Genomic DNA, 20,130 nt, shown 5'->3' on the forward strand with positions numbered 1-20,130 from the left:
GCGCGATGCTCGATATTTCTACGCTTCCGGGGGGGGGTGCCGGCACCCCCGGTTTATTTCGCTGAACCCACGAGGTAGGGCGAAACTCCGTTGAGCCCATGAATTCCCTTGATTTGCAGGAGTTCAAGGAGCCGCGGCGAGAAGAGCGGAGGATAATCCACGTTGAGATGCCGTTATCGGGGTAGCCTTCCTTGTGCAGCGGAGCCTGGAGCCATTATGGGCTCAACGGAGTTTCGCCCTACCCTGGTGGCGATTCTCTTTCAAGCCCCACCCAGGTTTAATCACCCCCTCCCGGCCACCTCCCCGCTCACAATCTCCTTGTTTAACCCGCACGGCTCGGTCTGAATGGCCCACCTGCTTTCCATGAACCGCACCACCTTCTCCAACCAGCTATCACGACGCAGATTCGTCCAGTCTGCCGGAGCCCTCGGCGCGATCCTTGCCTCCGGCCAGGCTCCGTCCCTGCTGAGCGCCGACGCCCCGTCGCGAACCGTACGCGTGGCGGTCATGGGACTGAACCGGGGCATGGCCCATGTGCAGGCATTTCTTCAAGTCCCACAGGTCGAGATCGCGGCGGTTTGCGACGTCGACGATCTGCGCGTGGCAGCCGCGGTGAAAACAGTGAGGGAGAAGACGGGACAAGAGCCAAAAGGGGTCCGGGATTTTCGTAGGTTGCTGGAGGATCCCTCGATCGATGCCATTTCGATTGCCGCCCCCAACTTCTGGCACGCGCCGGCCACCATCCTTGCCTGCTCCGCTGGGAAACATGTTTATGTTGAGAAACCGGGCAGCCACAACGCGAAGGAAGGCGAACTCATGGTGGCCGCTGCGCGCAAGCAAAAACGCCACGTGCAAATGGGGAACCAACGACGGAGCATGCCCATTTTCATCCAGGCCATGGAAGAGCTACACCAGGGCGTGGTGGGCCCGCTTCGGTTCAGCCGTTGCTGGTATGACGCTGCGCGCGGCAGTATCGGCCGGGGGAAGTCCGTCCCCGTGCCAGCCTCGCTCGACTACACGCTCTGGCAGGGACCGACGCCGGAACGTCCCTACGTCGACAACTTGGTCCATTATAACTGGCACTGGCGCTGGCATTGGGGAGGCGGCGAACTGGCCAACAATGGCATCCATACCCTTGATCTGGCCCGTTGGGGCTTGGGGGTAGACTATCCCCGTCACGTCAGCTGCCAAGGTGGACGTTACCATTTTCAGGATGATCAAGAGACTCCCGATACGATCCTCGCCACCTACGACTTCGGCCATTGCGGCATCAGTTGGGATGGGAGCAGCTGCCACCAACGCCAGCCAGAGAACCATCCATTCCTGACCTTCTACGGCGACGGCGGCTCGCTCAGCCTGACCGGCAACCAATACACGATCTGGGATTCCAAGGGCAAGAAGGTGCGGACAGAGTCAGGCTCCGCCAGCGATGTGCACCATTTCGCGAATTTCGTGGACGCCATTCGCAAGGGGACTCAATTGAATTCGGAAATCGAAGTGGGCCAGAAGAGCACCCTGCTCTGCCACTTGGGAAACATCGCCTGGCGGACGCAGACCACCCTTAATGTCGATTCCTCCAGCGGCGGCTTGCTGAGGCCCACGCGCGCACAGGCCGCTCTTTGGACTCGCGACTACCGCCCGGGCTGGAAGCCGAAGGTCTAGCCGCCCGTCGGACTCGTCCCCGACGGATGTGGGTCCGGCAGATCGAAGCGGTGATCCGGCGAACTTCGACAAAAGTCATGATGGCAACCACATGGCAATCGATCGACGCCGGGCCATTCGCCTTTTTATGTTTAGCTTTCAGGCGTTGTGTCTAGGGCACACGGGCGCGGTAGAAGCGATGGGCTGGGGATGCCGAAGCTCCCGGGCGAAACTGGTAAAGCCCGCTGGGATCGGTCGCAACTGTTTGCAGAACCTGCCAGGTCACAAGATTGGTGGACACTTCGATCACGAAGCTCCTGGAAGCCTGGGCCGTCAGGGTGAACCGCAGTCCTTGGGCGTCCACCACCGACGCGGCCCAGCGCAACGGCAGTCCCGCGCCAACCGTACGATTGCCGCTGATGACGACGTTGAACCCGTCAAATGAACCAGTACCGACCAGCGTGAAGTTTCCCGCATTGGAGCCCGCGGTGAGATCGTAGGTGAGAACGCGCTCACCGGAATCGGGAAACGGTCCCCATTTCACCTTCCGATTCGCTGGATCCAACGCGCCACCATGGCTGATGTTCAGCACTTCCGATCCATTCGGAATCTGATCCTCGACTGCGTACGATGCGGTCGCGACGTCCGGACGGACGGTGATGGTTACCGTGAATGGCGTCTGAGCCGCCGCGGAGGACGGTAGTGAAGCGGTAATGAAGTGATCGCGCGCACTGGAGGGGACGGCGGGGAGCGACACCCAGGACAGCGGGGCGTTGGTCGCCGGTGCATTGCTGTAGACGTAGGTCCCTCCGTTAAGCGCCAAGGCCATCCCGCGCGTGACGTAGGCGATGGGAATATTGGTCGGTGCAAGGGGCCAGGCGTCCCCGTTCAGCCAGGCGTTGGCGTAGACATCGGCTTCGTCGCTGCTGAGAGAATTGTCGGCCGGCGCGGCGTCCGCCGGGTGACGTCCGTCGGGAATGCGCGGATGTGTCCCGGCCAGGTATTCCTGCAGATTGTTTCTGCCATCGCCGTCAGGATCCTCATTGGAATCGATTTCGGTAGCCGAGCCAAAGTAAACCTCCTCCCAGCGGTCCGGCATGCCATCGCTGTCGGTGTCGCGTTCGGTGAAGTCAAGGCGGACGAGTTGCCCGCGCTGGGAGATGCTGATGGAGCGCGTGTCACGCACGCCGGAGTGGTCACGCACGCTGATGTAAATGAGCCCCCCGACACGGGACGCCTGGCCGTCGGTCAACGGGAGGAACGCCTCCAGCGGAACCTCAAGAGCGTAGCGATCACCATAGGCTGGGTTGTCCCCCATGCGATAGCTGCTGACAGCAGGGCCGTTGGGCGACTTGCGCGCCTCGACGACAACGTTGGTGTTGGCGGCGGTGACCGGGGTCACCCCCAGAGTGATGACGCCATAGAAGACGTTGTCGGGCTCGGGAACTTCCGAGCGTGCGGGGGATGGCGAGAAACACCCGAACACAGCGCTGGCGAGAAGCGGCACCAGTTGAGGCAGCAGCGAGACGGAAGGTTTCATAAGGGTCGGGATGGCGACAGCGTGACGATTTTGATTCATGGCGGCAACGAGGGTGGCAGGCGCTAATCGCCGCTGTAGCTGTAGGTTTGGAAGTAGATCTTGATGTCGGACACAGTCTGGATGAAGGCGTCCAAACCGGCCTTGGGATTGTTGAGCAGTGTGCCACCGGGAATGATGAGCATCCATTCGGTGTTCCAGGCGCTACGCCCGATCAGACGATTGTCGTTGGTCAGATCGGCCTCGGAGTAGAGCCCTGCGTCGTGTCGGGCGGGGATCGCCGCGTAGCGACGGACCTGGGCGAAGCTGCCGCCCAGCGAGTCGTTGATCGGAAGCCAATTGGGGTTGCTCAGGTCGGAGGCGCCAATGGGAAAGGGCACGGGGATCACCTGATCAACGATGCGCCATTCCCGGGTGGCGGTGGTGTTGCCGGTGGGGGTGCGCATAACGTCCATGCCTATGGGCACGAGGTAGAATCGAGGCGTGGCTGCGACCGCGCCGGGGTCAGAGCCGCTGAACCAGATGCCGCACTTGGCGATCTTCGTGGAGTATTGAGACGGATCGTAGGCGCTGTCGCCGCCGGCGAGCGGCCAGCCGAAATAGTTCAGACCAAACGTGATCGTGGTGGGAAACCGCAGGACCAGCCCGGGCTGGGGTCCGGCGCTCTCGGGTGCGAACGGCCGGCAGAACCGCCGGAACTCGGGGAGATCCCAGAGGTTCTCCACCCGGGCCTTTTGCAACTCCTGCTGCCAGCGCGCATCCACGTCGTCGCTGCTGCGAATGCGCAGGAGTTCCTCCCGCAGCGAGAACCGGGTGTCGGCGATCTGCGGGTTGATCACACCGAACCGCGGCTTCAGCACGGCCCAGTTGGCCTCCATACGGGCCAACGAATCCGCCAGACCGCTGATGCCCACCGCCGGGTCGCCGTCCGCCATCTGACCGAGATTCCGTTGCCGGACGATGTCGGCAAGGAAACGACGTCCTGCCATCTGGTCGGTGCCGAGGAAGTTCACTTCGAAGTCGTAGGCATTAGCCGCCAGATAGACGTAGCGCGCCGCGATGTCGAAGGCTGAGCGGTATTTCTGGAGGGCGTCGTTCCGGAAGATGCGGAAGGTCATGTCCTCGTAGCGCGCAACGCTGACATCGGCAGCGGCGTCCTTGCGGAAGCGGACAAGCTGGTCGATCAGCCGCTGACCTTCGGCGAGTTTGGCGAGATAACGGCCGGCGGTCTGACGCACGACCTCGGCCTGGTTGTAGGCCTCGAGGCGGGTGGCCGCTTCGTTGCGCACCAATTGCTCGAGTTCCTTGACCCGCTGTAGTAATTCGAAGCGCTGGCTGTTCACGACAAGGTCAATTTCGGTCGACAGCCCCACGTCCTCCTTCGCCAGAGTGATGGAGTTCTCACTGCCTTCAGCCAGGTCCGCCAAGGTGTCGAATCCGACAGAGGCGATCGTGGAGGCCAACTTGATGGCGCCTGCGATCGGTGAACCGACGTCGAACGCAAACCCAACGATCTTGGGGACAGCCTCCGCAGCGGACTCGGCCACGGAGTTGGCCACCCGCGCAACGCCCCGAAGGCTGAGTTGAGTGTCCTTCAAGCCGGCGATCCTGGCGTTCATGTCCGAAACGGTTCCGCGCTGACGATTCAGGATCCCAATTTCCGCGCTATTCACATTGTACTGCGCCTGCAGCAAGTCAGTCGCTGCCTGGATGTCCTGAATCAGCCGATCGTAGTTCTGAAGCGCGATCTTCAGCTGCGCGTCGGCTTGCACCAGGTCGGAAAGCGCGAGCTGCACTTCGCCCGGAGCTCGACGTTGTCCCCACTCGACAGGGGCGACGAAGCCGTAGTCTTTGGCGGACTGCGGGAAGATCACCGGTAGAATCCCGCTCTCCAGGGTCGCGGGGGCGAATCCGAGAAAGAAGTCGTTCGTTTGCAGTCCAGCGCGGGGCGCCATGAAATAACCCGTGAATTGGCGGCTCGGAGGGGAGTTCTCCCCAGTGATCTCCGTCGTGTTCACATACATGTGATGGTAGAGATCGGGCCCGTCGTAGCCGTTGGGGTAGGTGCGCCCCGCGCCAATGTCGCCCGCGTAGGGGTAGCCGAATATTTCGATGAGCCGGTTCTTGTAGTCGATCTCCTGCTCGCGGACGTTGCGCGTGAACTGGTCAGAGGAATCCTGATTTTTCCGCAGCAGCTCAGTCGTTTTGTTGGCTTGGTCCCAAACAGCCGTCGCATTGTTCAAGGCAGTGACGGCGCGCTCGAGGATCTGATCGAACTGGAACAGCCCCTGCACGGCGCGACGTCCAATCTGCGCGGTCGAGCCCACTTCGAGGAAGGTGGGGTCGATATCGAACGCGAGTGCACCTTTCGCCGCGCCGATCGGGTTCAGCCCCCCGTCCGCCTCGTCCATCTTCATCTGGATGGCGTCGTAGGCCGAAGCGATCTCGTGCAACTCGGCCACGGTGGTGCGGTCGATCTTTTGGATGCCGACGTGGGCAGGGTTGGGATCGGTGGCGGGCAGGACGGCGTTGCCGGCGAGCCAGTCGAAGAACGCGGCCTGTCCGGCGCGCCGGGCCCATTCGTCGACGCCCCAGGCGCGGTCGGAGTCTGTGTCCTTGTAGCCCTGCCACTGGCCGGCGGGGTCTTCGACGTAGTGGTTACGGTATTCAAGATCGACGATCTCCCGCCCGGTGCGGGCGCGGGCGGCGGCGATCCGGCAAAACTTGCGCTCGTCGAGGAAATCGACTTGGACGGCGACTCCGCCGACAGACACACTTTCCGTGCGGGGAACCCAGGCGAACGAGGGGTGGCGCATGAGGTGGTAATAGAACTTGATGGCCGTGAGGTAGTGGCCCCAGGCATCGCCGTGGCCTTGGGGGTAAAGAACGCGGGCGTCACGCTCGTCGAGGAAGCCGTCGAAGTTCTGGTCGCGTACGTTGTAGGCCTGCCGATAGCCGACCTCACCTTCTCCGAGGGTGAAATTCCAGAACAGGCGATTGTAGACGGGGGCGGCCCGCACCCCGGCGCCGCGATCGTCGCGGCCTCGAAGCAGGGAGAGTTCCTCGTCGAGCAGCGAGTCGAGCTGGTTCTGGAAGGCGAAGATGCTGGGGGCGAGCGTTCCGTATTCCCCGCTGCTGGTACCGAAGCCGATGGTGGGGTCCTGGGCATCGGCAAAGGCTTCGTTGCCGATCAACATGTAAAGATCCGAGAGTTTGCTGGAGACCAGAAGCAGGGCGTTGTTGGCGGCATCGAAGTTCACGGGCGGCGCGCCGTCGATACTCAACTTGCGCCCGCGGTCGAGGACGGTTTGGTAGGCTTGAATCAGCCCGATGCTGTTCAGGTTTTCAGCGCTGCCGTTGAACGCGATGGGTCCTTCATAGCGCGGACCAGCCTGGACGAGCATGCTGGCGTAGGTGTTCACCGCGGAGTCGTGGAAGCTGGCGGTCCGCGCGTCGAACGGATTAAGGCCGCGGAGCACGCGCTTGATCCAGCCTTCGACGAGGGACGCGCGCGGAGCACCGACTCCGGAAGGGTCGCCGACCCAATCGCTCCAACGGGTTGCGGGCCGAAGGCCGATAGCATAACCGCGATAGCGGCAGACGAACCAGTTATCGCCAAGGGTGAGCAGGCTCGACTCGCCGCCTTCGCCGAGGGTGACGTCATTGATGCCGGGCCCCGTCGCGGGATAGCTCTGCCAACCGCGGGCGTCGGTGACCGCGCCGGTGATGGGATTCACGCGGGGCAGATCCGTCGGGTCGAAGTTGTTGGCGTCGGGTTTGTAGTACCACTCGAACTCGACCTGCTCGGGCGCGCCGCCGAAATCGCTGCTGTGGCGGAGGGTCACCCGCTCATCGAACACATTGTCACCGGGAAGGATCTTCACGTCGCCGGCATAGGGACCGTCATCGACCTCAATGACGTGCAGCGCGACCGGCAGGCCGGGCAGGTTTGGATCATTGTTCTCGGCGAGAGTCAGGTAGCGGGGCGGAATGCCGGCGGGGGCCGTGGAACTGACGATGGCGCCGAGCGAACCGGCGCGGGTGGCAACGAAGCGGAATCGGGTGTTGTCGACGAAGCTGGAGGCGGTCGGGCCGTCGTCGAACGGGAAGTAGGCGCGCAGGTTGACCTCCGCCCCATTCAGCGCCTTGTTCATGCGCGATCGAATCTCATTGCCACTGAGGGCGGACTCCCACATCGCGAACTCATCGATCTGGCCGGCGACTTGAAACGCGAGGCGGAAATTCCGGGTGTCAGCCACGCCGGCCGCCAGACGGGAGGCGAGGAAGATGCCGTCGAAGTAGAGGGAGAGATTGGTTCCCTGGCGGGTGAGCGCGTAGTGATGCCACTCCCCGTCGAGAACCTGGCTCACCTGATGAAAGGCGCCGGATGCGTGGGTGCGGTCGCTGAACAGGATACGGTTTCCGGGGCGATCGGCGCTCAGCAGCAGACCGCCGCCGGTGGCGGGTGCGTTGGTGATCAGCGCCCCGGAACCGCCGGCCCCGAGCCGCGCCCAGAGCGTCACTGTGAAATCGCCGTTCAACGCCGCGAAGTCGGGCACGGACAACCACCCGCCGCCCGTGCTGTCAAAGGCCAGCCCAGGGTTGGGTCGGGCCGGCGGCACATTGGTCAGCGCGGCGGCCAACGACTTGGGGCCGTCCCCAAACGTTTCGAAGATGATCCGGCCGTGCGCGTTGGTGGTCAGGCCGAGCCGCAGATCACGATCCATCTGATTGTCCTGCGGGGCAAGGTCGACGCCGTGCGGGTTGCGAGTGAGCCAGAAGAGAGATTCGACGAGGGCGCTCCAAGGGGCGCTGCCCGGTGCGAGCTGTTTGATGCGGTCGCGCTCGCGCGGACTCATGACGTTGGGTAGCAGCAGCGGGTTGGGCCCGGCGCTGAAGGCGTAGTCGACCACGCCGGCGAAAGAGAGGGTTCGGTTGATGGGATCGTACGTGAGACGCGGCTTCAGAGTGGCTGGAAGCACGGAGAACACTTCCTGCCCGTTCCGGTTCTCGCGGGCGAGGCCGAGATCATCCAGCAAGGTGCGAGGCTCCACGGGCACCGTACGTTGGCTGACGGGGTCGTAGAGGCGCGCGAGGGAAAGCGCCGGGGCGGGGTCGGTGTCGTAGCGCCAGGTGGGATTGAGATCGTCGTAAATCGCCTCGACTCGGGCCATGCTGAAGACGTCGGGCAATCCGTTGCGGGAACGGAGGAGCGAGGAGCCGACCTCGAGGACGGGTGCGTCGGTGGGCCATGTGACCCGATAATTGACGTCGATGGGCTGGCCGTCGACTCCGCGGGAGGCGTTGGAGCCGGAGAGCTGGTCCGCAGCGCGCTGGTCGAGCCACGCGATGCAAGTGCCTTGGGACACGTCGTTCGTGCCATTGAGATTCAGGTCGTACCAGAAGGCGTCAACGAGGGGATAGAAGAAACGGATGAGAATATTCGTGGGGCTCCCAAGCGGGCCGGCGGCGCGGGCGTAGAATTTTCCGTGATAATCCTCCCACCAAGGGCCTTTGTCGGGGACGCCGTAGGAGGCGTCGCAGAGGGGGAGGACGCTGAGCGGGAAAGGCGGCTGCAGTTCGAGTCCAGCAACACCGGGGTAAGTGAACCTGTAGTGGACGCCGTTGGTCCAGACGCCTTCGGCGAGGACCTTGAACGGTTTGATGCTCCACGCGCCTCCGCCCGCGGTGCGGTATTTCAGAAGAACGTACGGCTCGGACTGGTTCTGAACGGCGTTGAGATCGTTGCGCAGAGCGAAGACGGCGGGGCTGTCACCAGCGGAGGCGATGAGCGCGTGTTCCTCGTTGGGGTTGTAGCCGGGAGCGCGTGGGTCGGGCTGATGATAGACGCGGGGCTCTTCGATGAACTGGGCGGGGAGCGGGCCGGAGCCGAGGCCGTTGGCGATGACGATGGAGTCGGCGTTGGCCGGCCATTGCACGGTGTAACGGATGGCCGTGTCGCTCCAGGCGACGCCGAGGCGGTTGGTGTGATACCAGACCACGACGAGCTCGTTAGTGGGGCGGGCGATGGCGGGCGTGCGGGTGTTGACGGGCAGGATGGAGCCGAGGCGGGCGTCGCGGTCATAGGCACGATCCGGTCCGGCGCCGTCATAGAACGCGTTCGGGAAGTAGACGAAGCCGTTCTTGCCGAGGTAATCGAAGTGCGTGGCGTTGGTAATGGGCGTGCCGATCAACCAGTTTTGGTCGCTGCGCGTGTCTTCCATGCGCACGGTTTTCACGACGTCGAAGATGGGTCGTTGCACGCTGGGATTCGGCGCGAAGCCGTCGGTCTGCAGATAGAGCAATACGCTGTAGCCGGGGAGCGCGTCAGTGAATCGTTTGGTGCTGGTGTCCACATGGACCCCTTGGGCAGTTGAGTAGAGCACGCTCTGGAACGAGTAGCTGAAGGGAACGCCCTGGGGCTCGACCTCGCTGGGGACGGTGGCGACGTGCAGCGTGGGGTTCTTAGGCCAGACGCTGATGCCGAGGCTGACGATGCGATCGCTGTTGACGATGAGGTTGGTGCCGGAACCGGTGGTGTCGGTGAAGCTGGTGTACCATTTGAGCCGGGCGGTGACCGGACGGATGGCGTAAAGGCGGCTTTCGACCAGGCTCCAGAAAAACGAGTTTTGGGCATTGTCGCCGGGCTGGCCGTGAAGGATCTCAATTTCTGGCTGACGTGGGACGGCGCCCTCCGGCCTGCCAATGCTGCGACCAATCACCCACGCGGGCACGGCGAGGAAGGCACGTTGCACACCGCTGCGGGTCCCCGTGCCCACGATGAATCCCTCGTTGTTGATCCCTGTGGCGTCATTCAAAACCCAGTTCCCGTCGGCGTATACGAAGTCGGTGCCATCCGGGTTTCGGGAGTCGAAGATGAGATCATCCAGATCATGGAGCCGCCCGGCGCTGTAAAGGAAGGCATGCTGGCTGACCGCGGAGTTGCCGGACTGACCGACGACCTGATTGAAGTCGTTGACCGCGCGGGCGACAGAATTGTTCTGGCCAGGGAGCTTCCCCAGGTGGAACGGACTGGACCCGGTGAGGGTGTCGAGAAGGAACGCCTGGCGCACGCCCGACGCGGTTTCCTGGTAACCCACCAGGGTACGGCTGCGATTGACGCCGAGTGCGCGGTTGCGCCGGAAGCCCGGCAGACTTCGCAGCGCCAGCGTGTCGGAGGTGCCGGTAAAGACCGACTCGGTTCCATCGTCCAGCTGGGCATAGCCCGCGATCCAGCCGTCGTCGGCGATCGCCGTCGCGACGGTGCCGGTGGCGCCAGGGAAACTCGGGAGCGGCGCGAGGGGGCCGTCGGTTCGGATAAATGCGGCGATGCGTCCGCCGGCGATCTGGCTGTAGCCGACCAAGGCTCCGGAGTTATTGAGGGCGAGCGCCTCACTGAAGCTGCCGCCGGGCAGGAAGCCAAGCCCGGTCCAGGCTCCGTTGTCCCAGAGGGCAGCCTCGCGGTTGGCGCTGCCCACGCGGGTGACGAAGCCGGCGACGACATTCGAGTCGTTGATGGCCCACGCCGAGGCGGTCGCGCCGCCGAGGGTGCCGAGGTCGATCAGTCCTTCATTGGCGGCGAGGCCTTTGAAGAGCGTGGCGTGCTGATCGCTGGGTTGGGATTGCGCAGAACCAACGAGCCAGCCCTGACGATTGATGCCGCTGCCGGCACTGGCAGGACGGCCCGGCAGTTGGCCCAGATCCACCAGGGCGTAGGCCGGCCGTGGCACCACGCGAACCTGGAACGTCGTGCTCGACGATCCGCCGTCGGTGTCCGTCACGAACAACGTCAATCGGGTCGTGCCGATCTCGCCGGGTGCCGGCCGGATGAGGACGGTGCGGTTGGTACCGGTTCCGTTGATGGCGACGTTCTGCGGCGGGATGAGCGTGTTGTTGTCGGATACGGCCAGGAGGGTCAGGCGGGCTGGCGGCGTTTCCGCATCGCGCACCACCAGCGGCAACGAGGTGCTCACCGTATCCTCCTCGATCACCTGGTTGGGAATCGCAGAAATCGAAGGAAGATCGTTGAGGGACTGGACGCTGAGCCGGACCGTGATGGGGCCGGCGACGAGATTGCCCTGGTCCGTCACCTGATAGCTGAAGGAGTCCACACCGCTGTAGTTCGCGGCGGGCAGATAGCGGACTGGATTCTGCGACCCCGGTTGGATGGCTCCGGTGGTGCGATCCACCGTCCCGTGTTGCGGCAGGCTGGTGATGGTGTACGACAACGACGCACCGGCTTCGCCCAGGCTGACTTCCACGTCGAAGGCCGGAAGGAACACCGGGGTGAGTGTGTCCTCGTCAATCACCTTGAGGCCAAACGGCAGGCCAGGCGCATCGACAAAGGTGGCGCCGCCTGTGATGACGCCATCGTTGCGACCTCCGGCAACCGCAGAATCCACGGCGCGGGTCGCGAGTTGCTCGTCAAACCGCCAGTAGAGAGCGAGCTGCGGCTCGTTCCCCACGAGCGGATAGTTCCAATCGGCACGGAGCTGGTCCACGGTCAACGTGCGGGACCACACCCGGAGCTCGTCGATCGATCCGGCGTAAAAGGTGTCCCCGGGCAAACGCGGCTCGCCGACTTCAACGGGAGTGCTTTCGAAATTGATCCCATCGGTGTCGGTCTGTCCAATCTGCTGTCCCACCTGAATCCCGTTGACGTAGACGCTGAGGGCCCGCGTGTCGGCGTCCCAGCTTGCAGCGACATGTTGCCACGTGTTGACGTCGAGGGTAGGGCCGGTGACTTGCACGCCTGACCAGACACCGAACTGGATCGAGACCCTGGTGGAATCGCCCGGGACGGGCCGGAGCATCCAATGGTGCGCGCCTGGGCCGGACTGACCGAGTGCGAGCACCCAGTTTCGGCCGGAGACCAGCGGAGCAGGCCGCAGCCACGCTTCGATCGTGTGGGAAACATTACCCAGACCCAGGCTGCCAACCGCGGACGCGGAGACCGTCGCAGTGCGACCGTCCAGGGCCAAGGCGCGCGGCAGATCCGTGAACGCCCCGACGCTGGGGGGGTCGTTGATGGGCGCGACGATGAAGGTTAGATCGCGGAAGGTGGTGTTGGTGCCGTCGGACGCGGCGAGGGTGATGACGGCTTCGCCGTTGACATTGGGTGGGCTGGCGATGGTCAGCGTTCGCACGGTATCGACTCCGCCGAGGACCGGCGTCGGCGCGAGTGCGATGTTCGAATTGCTGACGACGGTGAGGGAAAGGGATGATGACGGCGTTTCGGCATCCGTGAGGTTGAATGTGATGGTTTGGGAGGCGGTGTCCTCAGGCGCTGCGGAGGCCAACGCTCCGCCGAACTCCGGAGGGTCGTTGACGGGCGTGACGGTGACAAAAAGGGTGTTGCTCACGGAAAGGCCATCGGCGTCGGTCACACTGACGGTCAGGGAGGCGTTTCCATGCTGGTTGGTGGTGGTGGTGAAATTCAGGGTACGATCGGCGTCGGTGCCGGTGACAACGATGTGTTGTGGCGGGATCAACCCGGGATTGCTGGACTCGGTGATGACCACCAGTCGATCGACCGGGGTCTGGCCATCTCCTAGGGTGATGGGAACGCTGATCAGGCCCTGGTCTTCCACAACAGTGAGGAGCGACGAGGTCCCCGCCGCGCCCATCGTGAGGGTGGGTCGGCTACGCACCAGACTGAAGTCGGCGGTCGTCCGAAAAAACAGGGGAAAGCCGTCGGAGGCCGGTGAAAAGCCCTGATCCGGCCCGGGCAAGGGCGTGATCGTCACCGCATCGACGCTGGTTCCAGGGAAGACATAGCTGCCGTCGGCTGCGGTGGTCACCGTGGCCAGATTGGCGAGATTGTAGTAGCGGAGATTCCAGGGAGAAAAGCTGCCATTTGCCCAACGCAGCGACACCGAGAGCCGGGCGCTTCCGAACGCCTCGAACATCATGACCACGAAACTGTGATTACCCGGCTGCAGGGTCCGCGTCGCGGTGAGTTCACGGTAGCCGTGGAGAGAATCGTTGTTGATAATCTCGACTCCGTCCAGGTAGGCCCGCGAGCCGTCGTCGCTACCCAACGCGACGATGAGATCCTGCGCGGTGGAGACGTCCACGAAGCAGCTAGCGATGACGCTGAACCGGTCGAAGGGCGCGCCTGGATAAATCTGATAGCTGTCATCGAGATTGATGCCAGTCCCACTCGAAACTCCGCCGAAGCCCAGGTTCTCCACATGCGCAGGCGCCACTTCGTCAAACGCGCGCGGCGTGCCGAACACGGACGATGGACTCTCGACGGACATGCGGAGCTGAACGCCCGGCACGCCCCGGCCGGTCGCAGGCTCGGTGACGCGCCCGGTGACACGAACATTGTTTTGCGCCCCGGCAGTCCACGGGCCGAGCAGAAGGCAGCCGAGCAGGATGCGGATCGCCAGCAACGAGGAAGGAAACGAATGGTTCATCGGACGCGTGGTTGGTATGTTGGAGGTCATGGCTCGAGATTCCGCGGTCGGGTTAACGGTTCAGCTCCGCGACGTCGGAAACGCGCGTCAGTCGGAATGGTCCCTGGCAACGAATGGGTGTTTTGTTAAGGCCAGTTACCGTCTCACGATACGTCCCGGCCTGGACCCGGTAGCCGAAGTCGGGATCGCTCTCACCCGCGGGTGCAGCGGAGGCGAACTGCAGCGAGATCGCCCGCTGCACAGGGAAGGCTTCCTCCCTTTGCCCGACAAACCGGTCGTCGAGATTGTCGTGATCGGGATGGAACTTGTGCCGGAACGGATTGGTCGGGAATTGGGGTGAGAGTAAGATGGTGCCCGCCAGCGTGCCGGCGCCGCCGAAGGTCCCGGTCAACGGCAGGAAGTTCGCGCCGCTCGTGGTCGGGAAATCGTAGCCGACTGCCGTGAAGCGCTGGCCTCCCGGTGTGCCGTCCCGCAAGATCGCACCGCCGAACTGCGAATACAGCGAGGACTCGGTCACCAGCGCGTAGCGTCCCGGGACCGCCACCACGCTTTGGCCCGATGGTGTGTTCGTGGTCGTTCCATTCTTCCAAAGCTGCACCACTTCCTTCAGCAGCCGCGCAGTGCCATCGCGGCTGACATGAATCAACAGGCGCAGCCGGAACTCCCCGGAAGTCGCCGTGGTGCTGACGCCGTCCGTGGCCGAGCTGACTTCATTGACCGCGTTCACCGAGGCCTGGCCGACCCAAAGTCCGGCGAGGCTGTGGGCTCCACCGGGCGCCGGTGCACCACCCGCCGCCACGGTGAGCTTGCGCGCGGACACTGGCAGTTGCAGACGCGTCCCTGCCCCGTCAGTGACCGCAAGGACCGACGCGTATCGATCCCCGGGGATGTCCCGGCGGCGAATCGATGTGGTGAGATTCGCTTCGCCTCCGGCAGGTGTTGGGCTGGTCCACGCGCCGTCGAGTTTGACCCAGTCGCTGGCGTTGGTGGGATTGAACCGCTTATAAGAGAGCGGCGACGGCGCGGCGAGATCGCGGATGGAGACTGTCACGTCGGTCTCGCGGAGATTGCGACACGCGAGATTGGCGTTGTTGAGCGAACTGCCGAAGTCGAGGCCGTCTCCTCCATCCAGTTTGAGTTCGATGGGCGCAACGTAATCCGAGCCACCGTTGGCGAAGCACCAGTAGGCCTCGCCTGGCGCCATGCGATCGGACGGATGAACCAGCGTCCATTGTCCGGTGCCGGCCAGCCGGTAGATTTTCTGGAGACGTCCGGCAGAAGGATCGTAGTGAGCGGACGACGGTTGGAAGAAGTCGAGAAAGGTGGGCGGCAGCGCGGGATCGAGGGGAAACCCGCGCAGGTTGTAGGCGTTCGGCGCCCAGGCACGCGGCCGCCAGGCCGGACGCCCCGTCACGTTCAACGTGAATGCGTTCGTCAGCTGGACGAGGTACGCGCGGTAACCGGGAGCAGCGAACAGGTTGTTCTGGAACGCTGCCGGATGGCCGGGCGGCAGATAGCGCAACCACCGATCACGATTCCACACCGGCTCGTTCGCGTCCGCGATGAAGTCCACCGCCGTGATGCGATCGGCAAACGTCCACACAGCCACCAGCGGCGCGCCCGCAAACACAGCGCCGATGGTGTTGTTCGTTGGATCGATCTCGAGCCAGATCGAATTCCAGCCGGCGCGCAGAGCAAACGTTTGCGTGAGGGTCTGCCCGCGAGCGGCGTTCCCGCCGAAGACCCCGAGGGCAACGGCAGCGAAGATCGGAAAGAGGCGACTAGTTTGAAATCGAGTCTTCATGGGGCGTCTTGGCTTGAGTGGTCTGGAGGCCGGGGACCGACGGCGGCTCGACACGGCGATCCGGGAGCGAAACCGAGTCCAACAATTCGCGATCGATCCGAACCGCCACCTGGCGTCTCGCTACCGCAAGGAAATCATCCTCTGCTTGCGCGTGCCGCGTTTGTTTGAGCTGGCGAACGATGCCGTCCCGCACCTGGGCGAGGGGTCTGCGCGACTCGGGCTGGCGCTCCGTCAGCTTCACGAAGGCGAGCCCGTCCGGTGTTTCCACCACCGGGGTAACCTCCCCGGCGGATACCAGCGCCGCCACCGCTTCAGCCAACGCCGCGCCATGCCGCCCCGCCAGCGCGGCAGGCGTCAGCCATCCAAAGTCTCCCTGCACATACCTTGTGGCCTGGTCCGTGGAGTGCCGTTCAGCCAACTCGCCAAAGTGGGACAGGTGAGCGGTTTCTTGGATGGCCTGTTCGCGCAGCGCAGTGGCCTCGGTGAACGCCTGCGATCGTCGCTCGGCCGTCGCCTTTCTGGGGACATCCAGCCGAATGATTGCACCGCGAATTTTGGCGGGGGTGGTGAACCGCTCAAGATGCCGTTGGTAATACCCTTCAATTTCCACATCCGAGGGAGTAGCGACGTTCAAGCCTGCCAACCCCTGCTCCTTGAAGCGACTGACCACGGTGCGTTTGAAGGCGGCCACCAAAGCCTGATTGGTGTGCAAGCCCGTTTGCCGAGCCCGGACATACAACGCCTCGAACTGCACAAGTTCCTCCAACGCCGCGTCGCGATCAGCCTTCGTCAAGGGAAGACCTGAACTGCGCCGGCTGCGTTCGGCCAACCGCTGCCGCAAATCCTCGACCGTGATGATGCTGTCACCTACCTGGGCCAACGTCCCGGGATCGCGCACTCCAGGCGCCTGGCTGCAACCCACCGCCAGAAGCATCAACATCACACATCCGGTCCCCATGATGCGCCCCGGCTGAATCAGGCAACGCACCCATTGTTTTGCACCTGCCTGGCAAAGACTACACAGCGACGACATCATTTGGGTTGTTGGGGCGAGGTGTTCCCCGATTACTTCCCACCGGGATCTACGCGCCACTCCTTCATGCGCAAGTGCAGGAGAAAAAGTATGAACGATCGAAAAAAAGTTTTGTGGGCTGGAAACTCGAAAACCGCCGGATCTCTGGACACGGCCAGCGGGTACGATGGGGGACCCTCCCGCGGCCCCTGCTAGTCGGGTTTCCGTGGAGCAGGCGAGACCTTCATCAGCGTGGCAGCCTCATAGCAGGCGAGGCGTATTGCCAATTGATCGTGGTCGCGAACCGCGGAAGTGAATCGGGATCGGTCGGGCAAGGCAAAATCCTCGGGACGAAGCTCGGCGAGATCGGCTTTGGCATCGTTTGTATGGCCGGCGCACCAGCGGGTCATCGCCCTGAAGACGAGAGCCAGTCGGCCTTGGGATGGGTGCAAGGGGTTTACCACCGCTTCGGTCAGGAGCGCCTCGGCCCGGTCGAACTGCCCCTCACGGTAGGCCGCCATTCCTGCCACCGTGCGAAACCACGGCAGGTTGCTGTCTTGCCCTGAAGCAATCTCAAGCGCGCGACGGGCGGCGGCGCTGGCCTGCTTCAAGCTGTGGGGGTCTGGATCCGGCCGGAGCAAGTAGGTTTTTGCGGCACGATCGCACACCGAGGCGTCCACAGACTGGGAGGCCGAAGCGAGGAATGAACGGGAGAGACGTTCGTGCTCCTCGGTCTTGCCGAGCCACAGCAACAAAGTGGCCAACTGGAGCGACCGAAGGCCGTCCGCAGGAGTCGCTGACACGTCGCTACTCAGTTTTTCCAGCCAGGCACTGGTCAGTGCCTCGCCTGCTTCCAACCCCAATACGCGCGCAGCTTCCCGGAAGGCCAGCCACGTCGTGATGCGACCTCCCGAAGACCCATTGGCGAGCGGATTCTGATCATCGTCGGGAAGCGGAGCCATGCGCACGGCCGTCTCATCGAATCGGCGCCGTGCCTCAGCCTCCCTTCCCTGACGTTGCAGACTCATCGCGTGGAAGAAGCCGGCGTTGATCGGCGCTGCCTTCTCCGCCGCCAGGAGCGCCCGGTCCGCGGCCGCGTAGTTGCCGCGGCGAAACTCGGCCATGCCCAGGGCGAGCTGAAACTGACCGAACCATCGATGGTCGGCCCCATGCTCGACCGCCCGGCGGGCGAGGAGGAATGCCGTTGCAAGCACTTGAGGATCCTCGGGAGGAAGCAGCAGGACTGCCTTCGCCGCCCGTTCGGCTGTCGTCGGGATCTGAGTTCCCTCCACCAACTTGAGCAGGCGATGGCAGGACGCATGGTAGTCCGCCTCACGACCGAACCACGCCTGCATGACCAACAATTCCGTATCCAGGTCCTTCGGATCCCATCGGGCATGGTCGGCCTTGAGTTGCAGCGCATCCTGCCATCGGCCCGCATTGTAGTAGACCTTCTCCAATTCGGACAGGTTCCGGAGGGTGGCCCGGTTGTTCGGACCCGACAGTTTCACCGACATCGGCACCAACCATTCGAGCAACTTCAAGCGTGGCTCCTCGCGGCCAACCGCGGCATAGGACAAATCCAGCATGAGGGCCGCACGCAGAGTGACTTTGTGCTCCGGTCCGTTTGCCTTGAGACTGAGCGCGTAACCCTCCTCACGCAGGCCCACCGCTTCGGCATCAGGGTACGCCAACCCCAACGTCTGCAGAGCGAGCACTGTATCCGGATGCTCAGGACCATTGATCTCGCGACTCAGCTTCACCGCTTCTGTTCCCAGCTCACGCGCCTTGTCCATGCGGTTCGCCACGCAGTAGGTGAATCCCAGGTCCACCATCGCCGCGATGGTTTCGGGCGCACTCCTTCCATGCAGCCGCTGGTGAGACGCCAGCAATTCCTTTTGCACCCCGAGTGCCTGCTCGACTTCAAGGGCGGTGGTGTAGGCCTTGCCCACCTGACGTTTTGCTTCCAGCGCTTCCCGACTGTCCGGGCCGAGGGCCGAGACTCGATAGCTCGCCACCTGGTTCAGCAATGGGATGGCTTCCGCGGCCAGGTTGAGCGCGAGGTAGGATTTTCCGAGGATCCATCGCAGCTCCGCACGTCGTGCGTCCTGATCGGTCAGGTCCGAATCCAGCCGTTGAGCCGCCGCCTTCAGCGTTTCGACCACCGTCACCGTGCGCCCGTCACGCGCCGGATCCGAGCTCTGAAACACCTCCGTCAAAAACGTCGTCACAGCCTCCGATTCAGCCAGCCGGTTCGATGCCAGCGCCTCAGCGCGAGTGGCACGAACCGCCTGAGAAATGCTGCCCGCGAGTCCGATCAACAGGGCCAGCCCCACTGCGCCCACGGCGGAGAAAGCCACGCGATGACGGCGAAACGCCTTTTGCAAGCGGTAAGCTGCGCTGGGCGGCCGGGCGAACACGGGCTCATTGTCCAGGTGCCGTTGAATGTCTGCCACCAGCTCCGTCGCGGTCGCGTAACGCCGAGAACGATCCTTCTCCAGGCATTTCATCAGGATCCAATCGAGATCGCCCCTTAACAGCTGAATCAGCTGAATCGAATCCCCCGATCGCCGACGCGCCGTCTCCGTTTGTTCCGCTGCTGACAAGCTCGCCAGCTTCGAGCTGGGGGTGGAAGGCTCCCGTTCACGAATGGCCTGACGCAACGCGTCCACCCCCATCCCGCGCAGTTCATTGCCTTCCACCGGGGTCCGCCCAGTCAGAAGTTCATAGAGCAGAACCCCCAAGCTGTAGATATCGCTGCGAGTGTCTACGTCCAGCTTCCCCATCTCGGCTTGTTCCGGACTCATGTATGCGGGCGTACCCATGAATTGATGCTGCTGGGTGTGCACCGTCGACTCGGTCAGACGACCCTGAATTGCTTTCGCAATGCCGAAATCGATCACCTTAGGCACCGGGATCTCGTCGTGGACGGTCACCAGGATGTTCGAAGGCTTGATGTCTCGATGAATGATCCCCTTTTGATGGGCGTGCTGAATTGCCAGGCAGACTCTAACGAACAGGTCGAGTCGTTGGCGAATCCCCAACTGGTGTTCATCGCAGTAGTTCGTGATCCAGGCACCCCGCACCAGCTCCATCACGAAATAAGGACGTCCCTCCGGAATGGGGCTTGTAGAATCGGAAGGCCGCACCGTGCCTGTGGTCCCTGCATCGAACACTCGCGCGATGTTCGGATGATCCATGAGGGCGAGGGCTTGGCGCTCTGCAGCGAAGCGAGCGACCAGTTCCTTCGTGTCCATGCCCAGCTTGATCACCTTTACCGCCACCTGCCGTCGCACAGGCTCCAACTGCTCGGCGACATAGACGATGCCGCATCCACCCTCGCCAATCTTCTCCAGCAGCTTGTACGGCCCCACCTGCAGCCCTACCCCACTGCAGCGCCACCAGCCTTCGAACGCCTCGCGCTGGTGCCTGGACACCTCGTCAGGCAGTTCCAGGTTGGCGTCCGGCCGCGCATGCGCCGCCAGCAAGGTCTCCAAGCGTGACCGCAGCGCCGGGTTTCCCTGACACGCCGTGTCGAGAAACGCGGAGCGCTCTGGCTCGCTGCGTTCCAATGCGGCAAGGAAGAGAGATTCCTCTCCATCGGAAGGCCGGGTCATGGACAGTTCAGCACTCACAAAGTCACCTATCTCGCATGCGTCAAAAACCGGACAAAAGTATCAAGAAAATCAACGGCGGCGAAGAAAGATGATCCAAC

6 protein-coding genes are annotated in these 20,130 nt (G+C 63.3%); 1 reads left to right on the top strand and 5 read right to left on the bottom strand.

Going from position 1 to position 20,130, the window contains the following annotated elements:
• Positions 1 to 363 precede the first annotated feature (363 nt).
• Positions 364 to 1,662, top strand: a complete 1,299-nt coding sequence (locus JNN07_20190; protein ID MBL9170065.1) for a Gfo/Idh/MocA family oxidoreductase — start codon at positions 364 to 366, stop codon at positions 1,660 to 1,662.
• Positions 1,663 to 1,813: 151 nt separating this feature from the next.
• On the opposite strand, the gene JNN07_20195 is transcribed toward JNN07_20190, so the two are convergent.
• From JNN07_20195 to JNN07_20215, 5 genes are all read right to left on the bottom strand, one after another.
• The gene (locus tag JNN07_20195) at positions 1,814 to 3,220 is read right to left on the bottom strand and encodes a hypothetical protein (protein MBL9170066.1); all 1,407 of its coding nucleotides are present in this window, start codon (positions 3,218 to 3,220) and stop codon (positions 1,814 to 1,816) included.
• Positions 3,221 to 3,243: 23 nt separating this feature from the next.
• Positions 3,244 to 13,629, bottom strand: a complete 10,386-nt coding sequence (locus JNN07_20200; protein MBL9170067.1) for a DUF3466 family protein — start codon at positions 13,627 to 13,629, stop codon at positions 3,244 to 3,246.
• Positions 13,630 to 13,651: 22 nt separating this feature from the next.
• A complete protein-coding gene (locus JNN07_20205) occupies positions 13,652 to 15,403 on the bottom strand; it encodes a hypothetical protein (protein MBL9170068.1) in 1,752 nt (583 codons plus the stop codon).
• Positions 15,381 to 16,391, bottom strand: coding sequence for a peptidyl-prolyl cis-trans isomerase (locus JNN07_20210; GenBank protein MBL9170069.1), 1,011 nt, complete (start codon positions 16,389 to 16,391; stop codon positions 15,381 to 15,383). The genes JNN07_20205 and JNN07_20210 overlap by 23 nt, the downstream gene beginning before the upstream one ends.
• Before the next feature lie 236 nt (positions 16,392 to 16,627).
• A complete protein-coding gene (locus tag JNN07_20215) occupies positions 16,628 to 20,050 on the bottom strand; it encodes a serine/threonine protein kinase (GenBank protein MBL9170070.1) in 3,423 nt (1,140 codons plus the stop codon).
• Positions 20,051 to 20,130 lie beyond the last annotated feature (80 nt).

Source organism: Verrucomicrobiales bacterium, assembly GCA_016793885.1.
GTDB lineage: Bacteria > Verrucomicrobiota > Verrucomicrobiia > Limisphaerales > UBA11320 > UBA11320.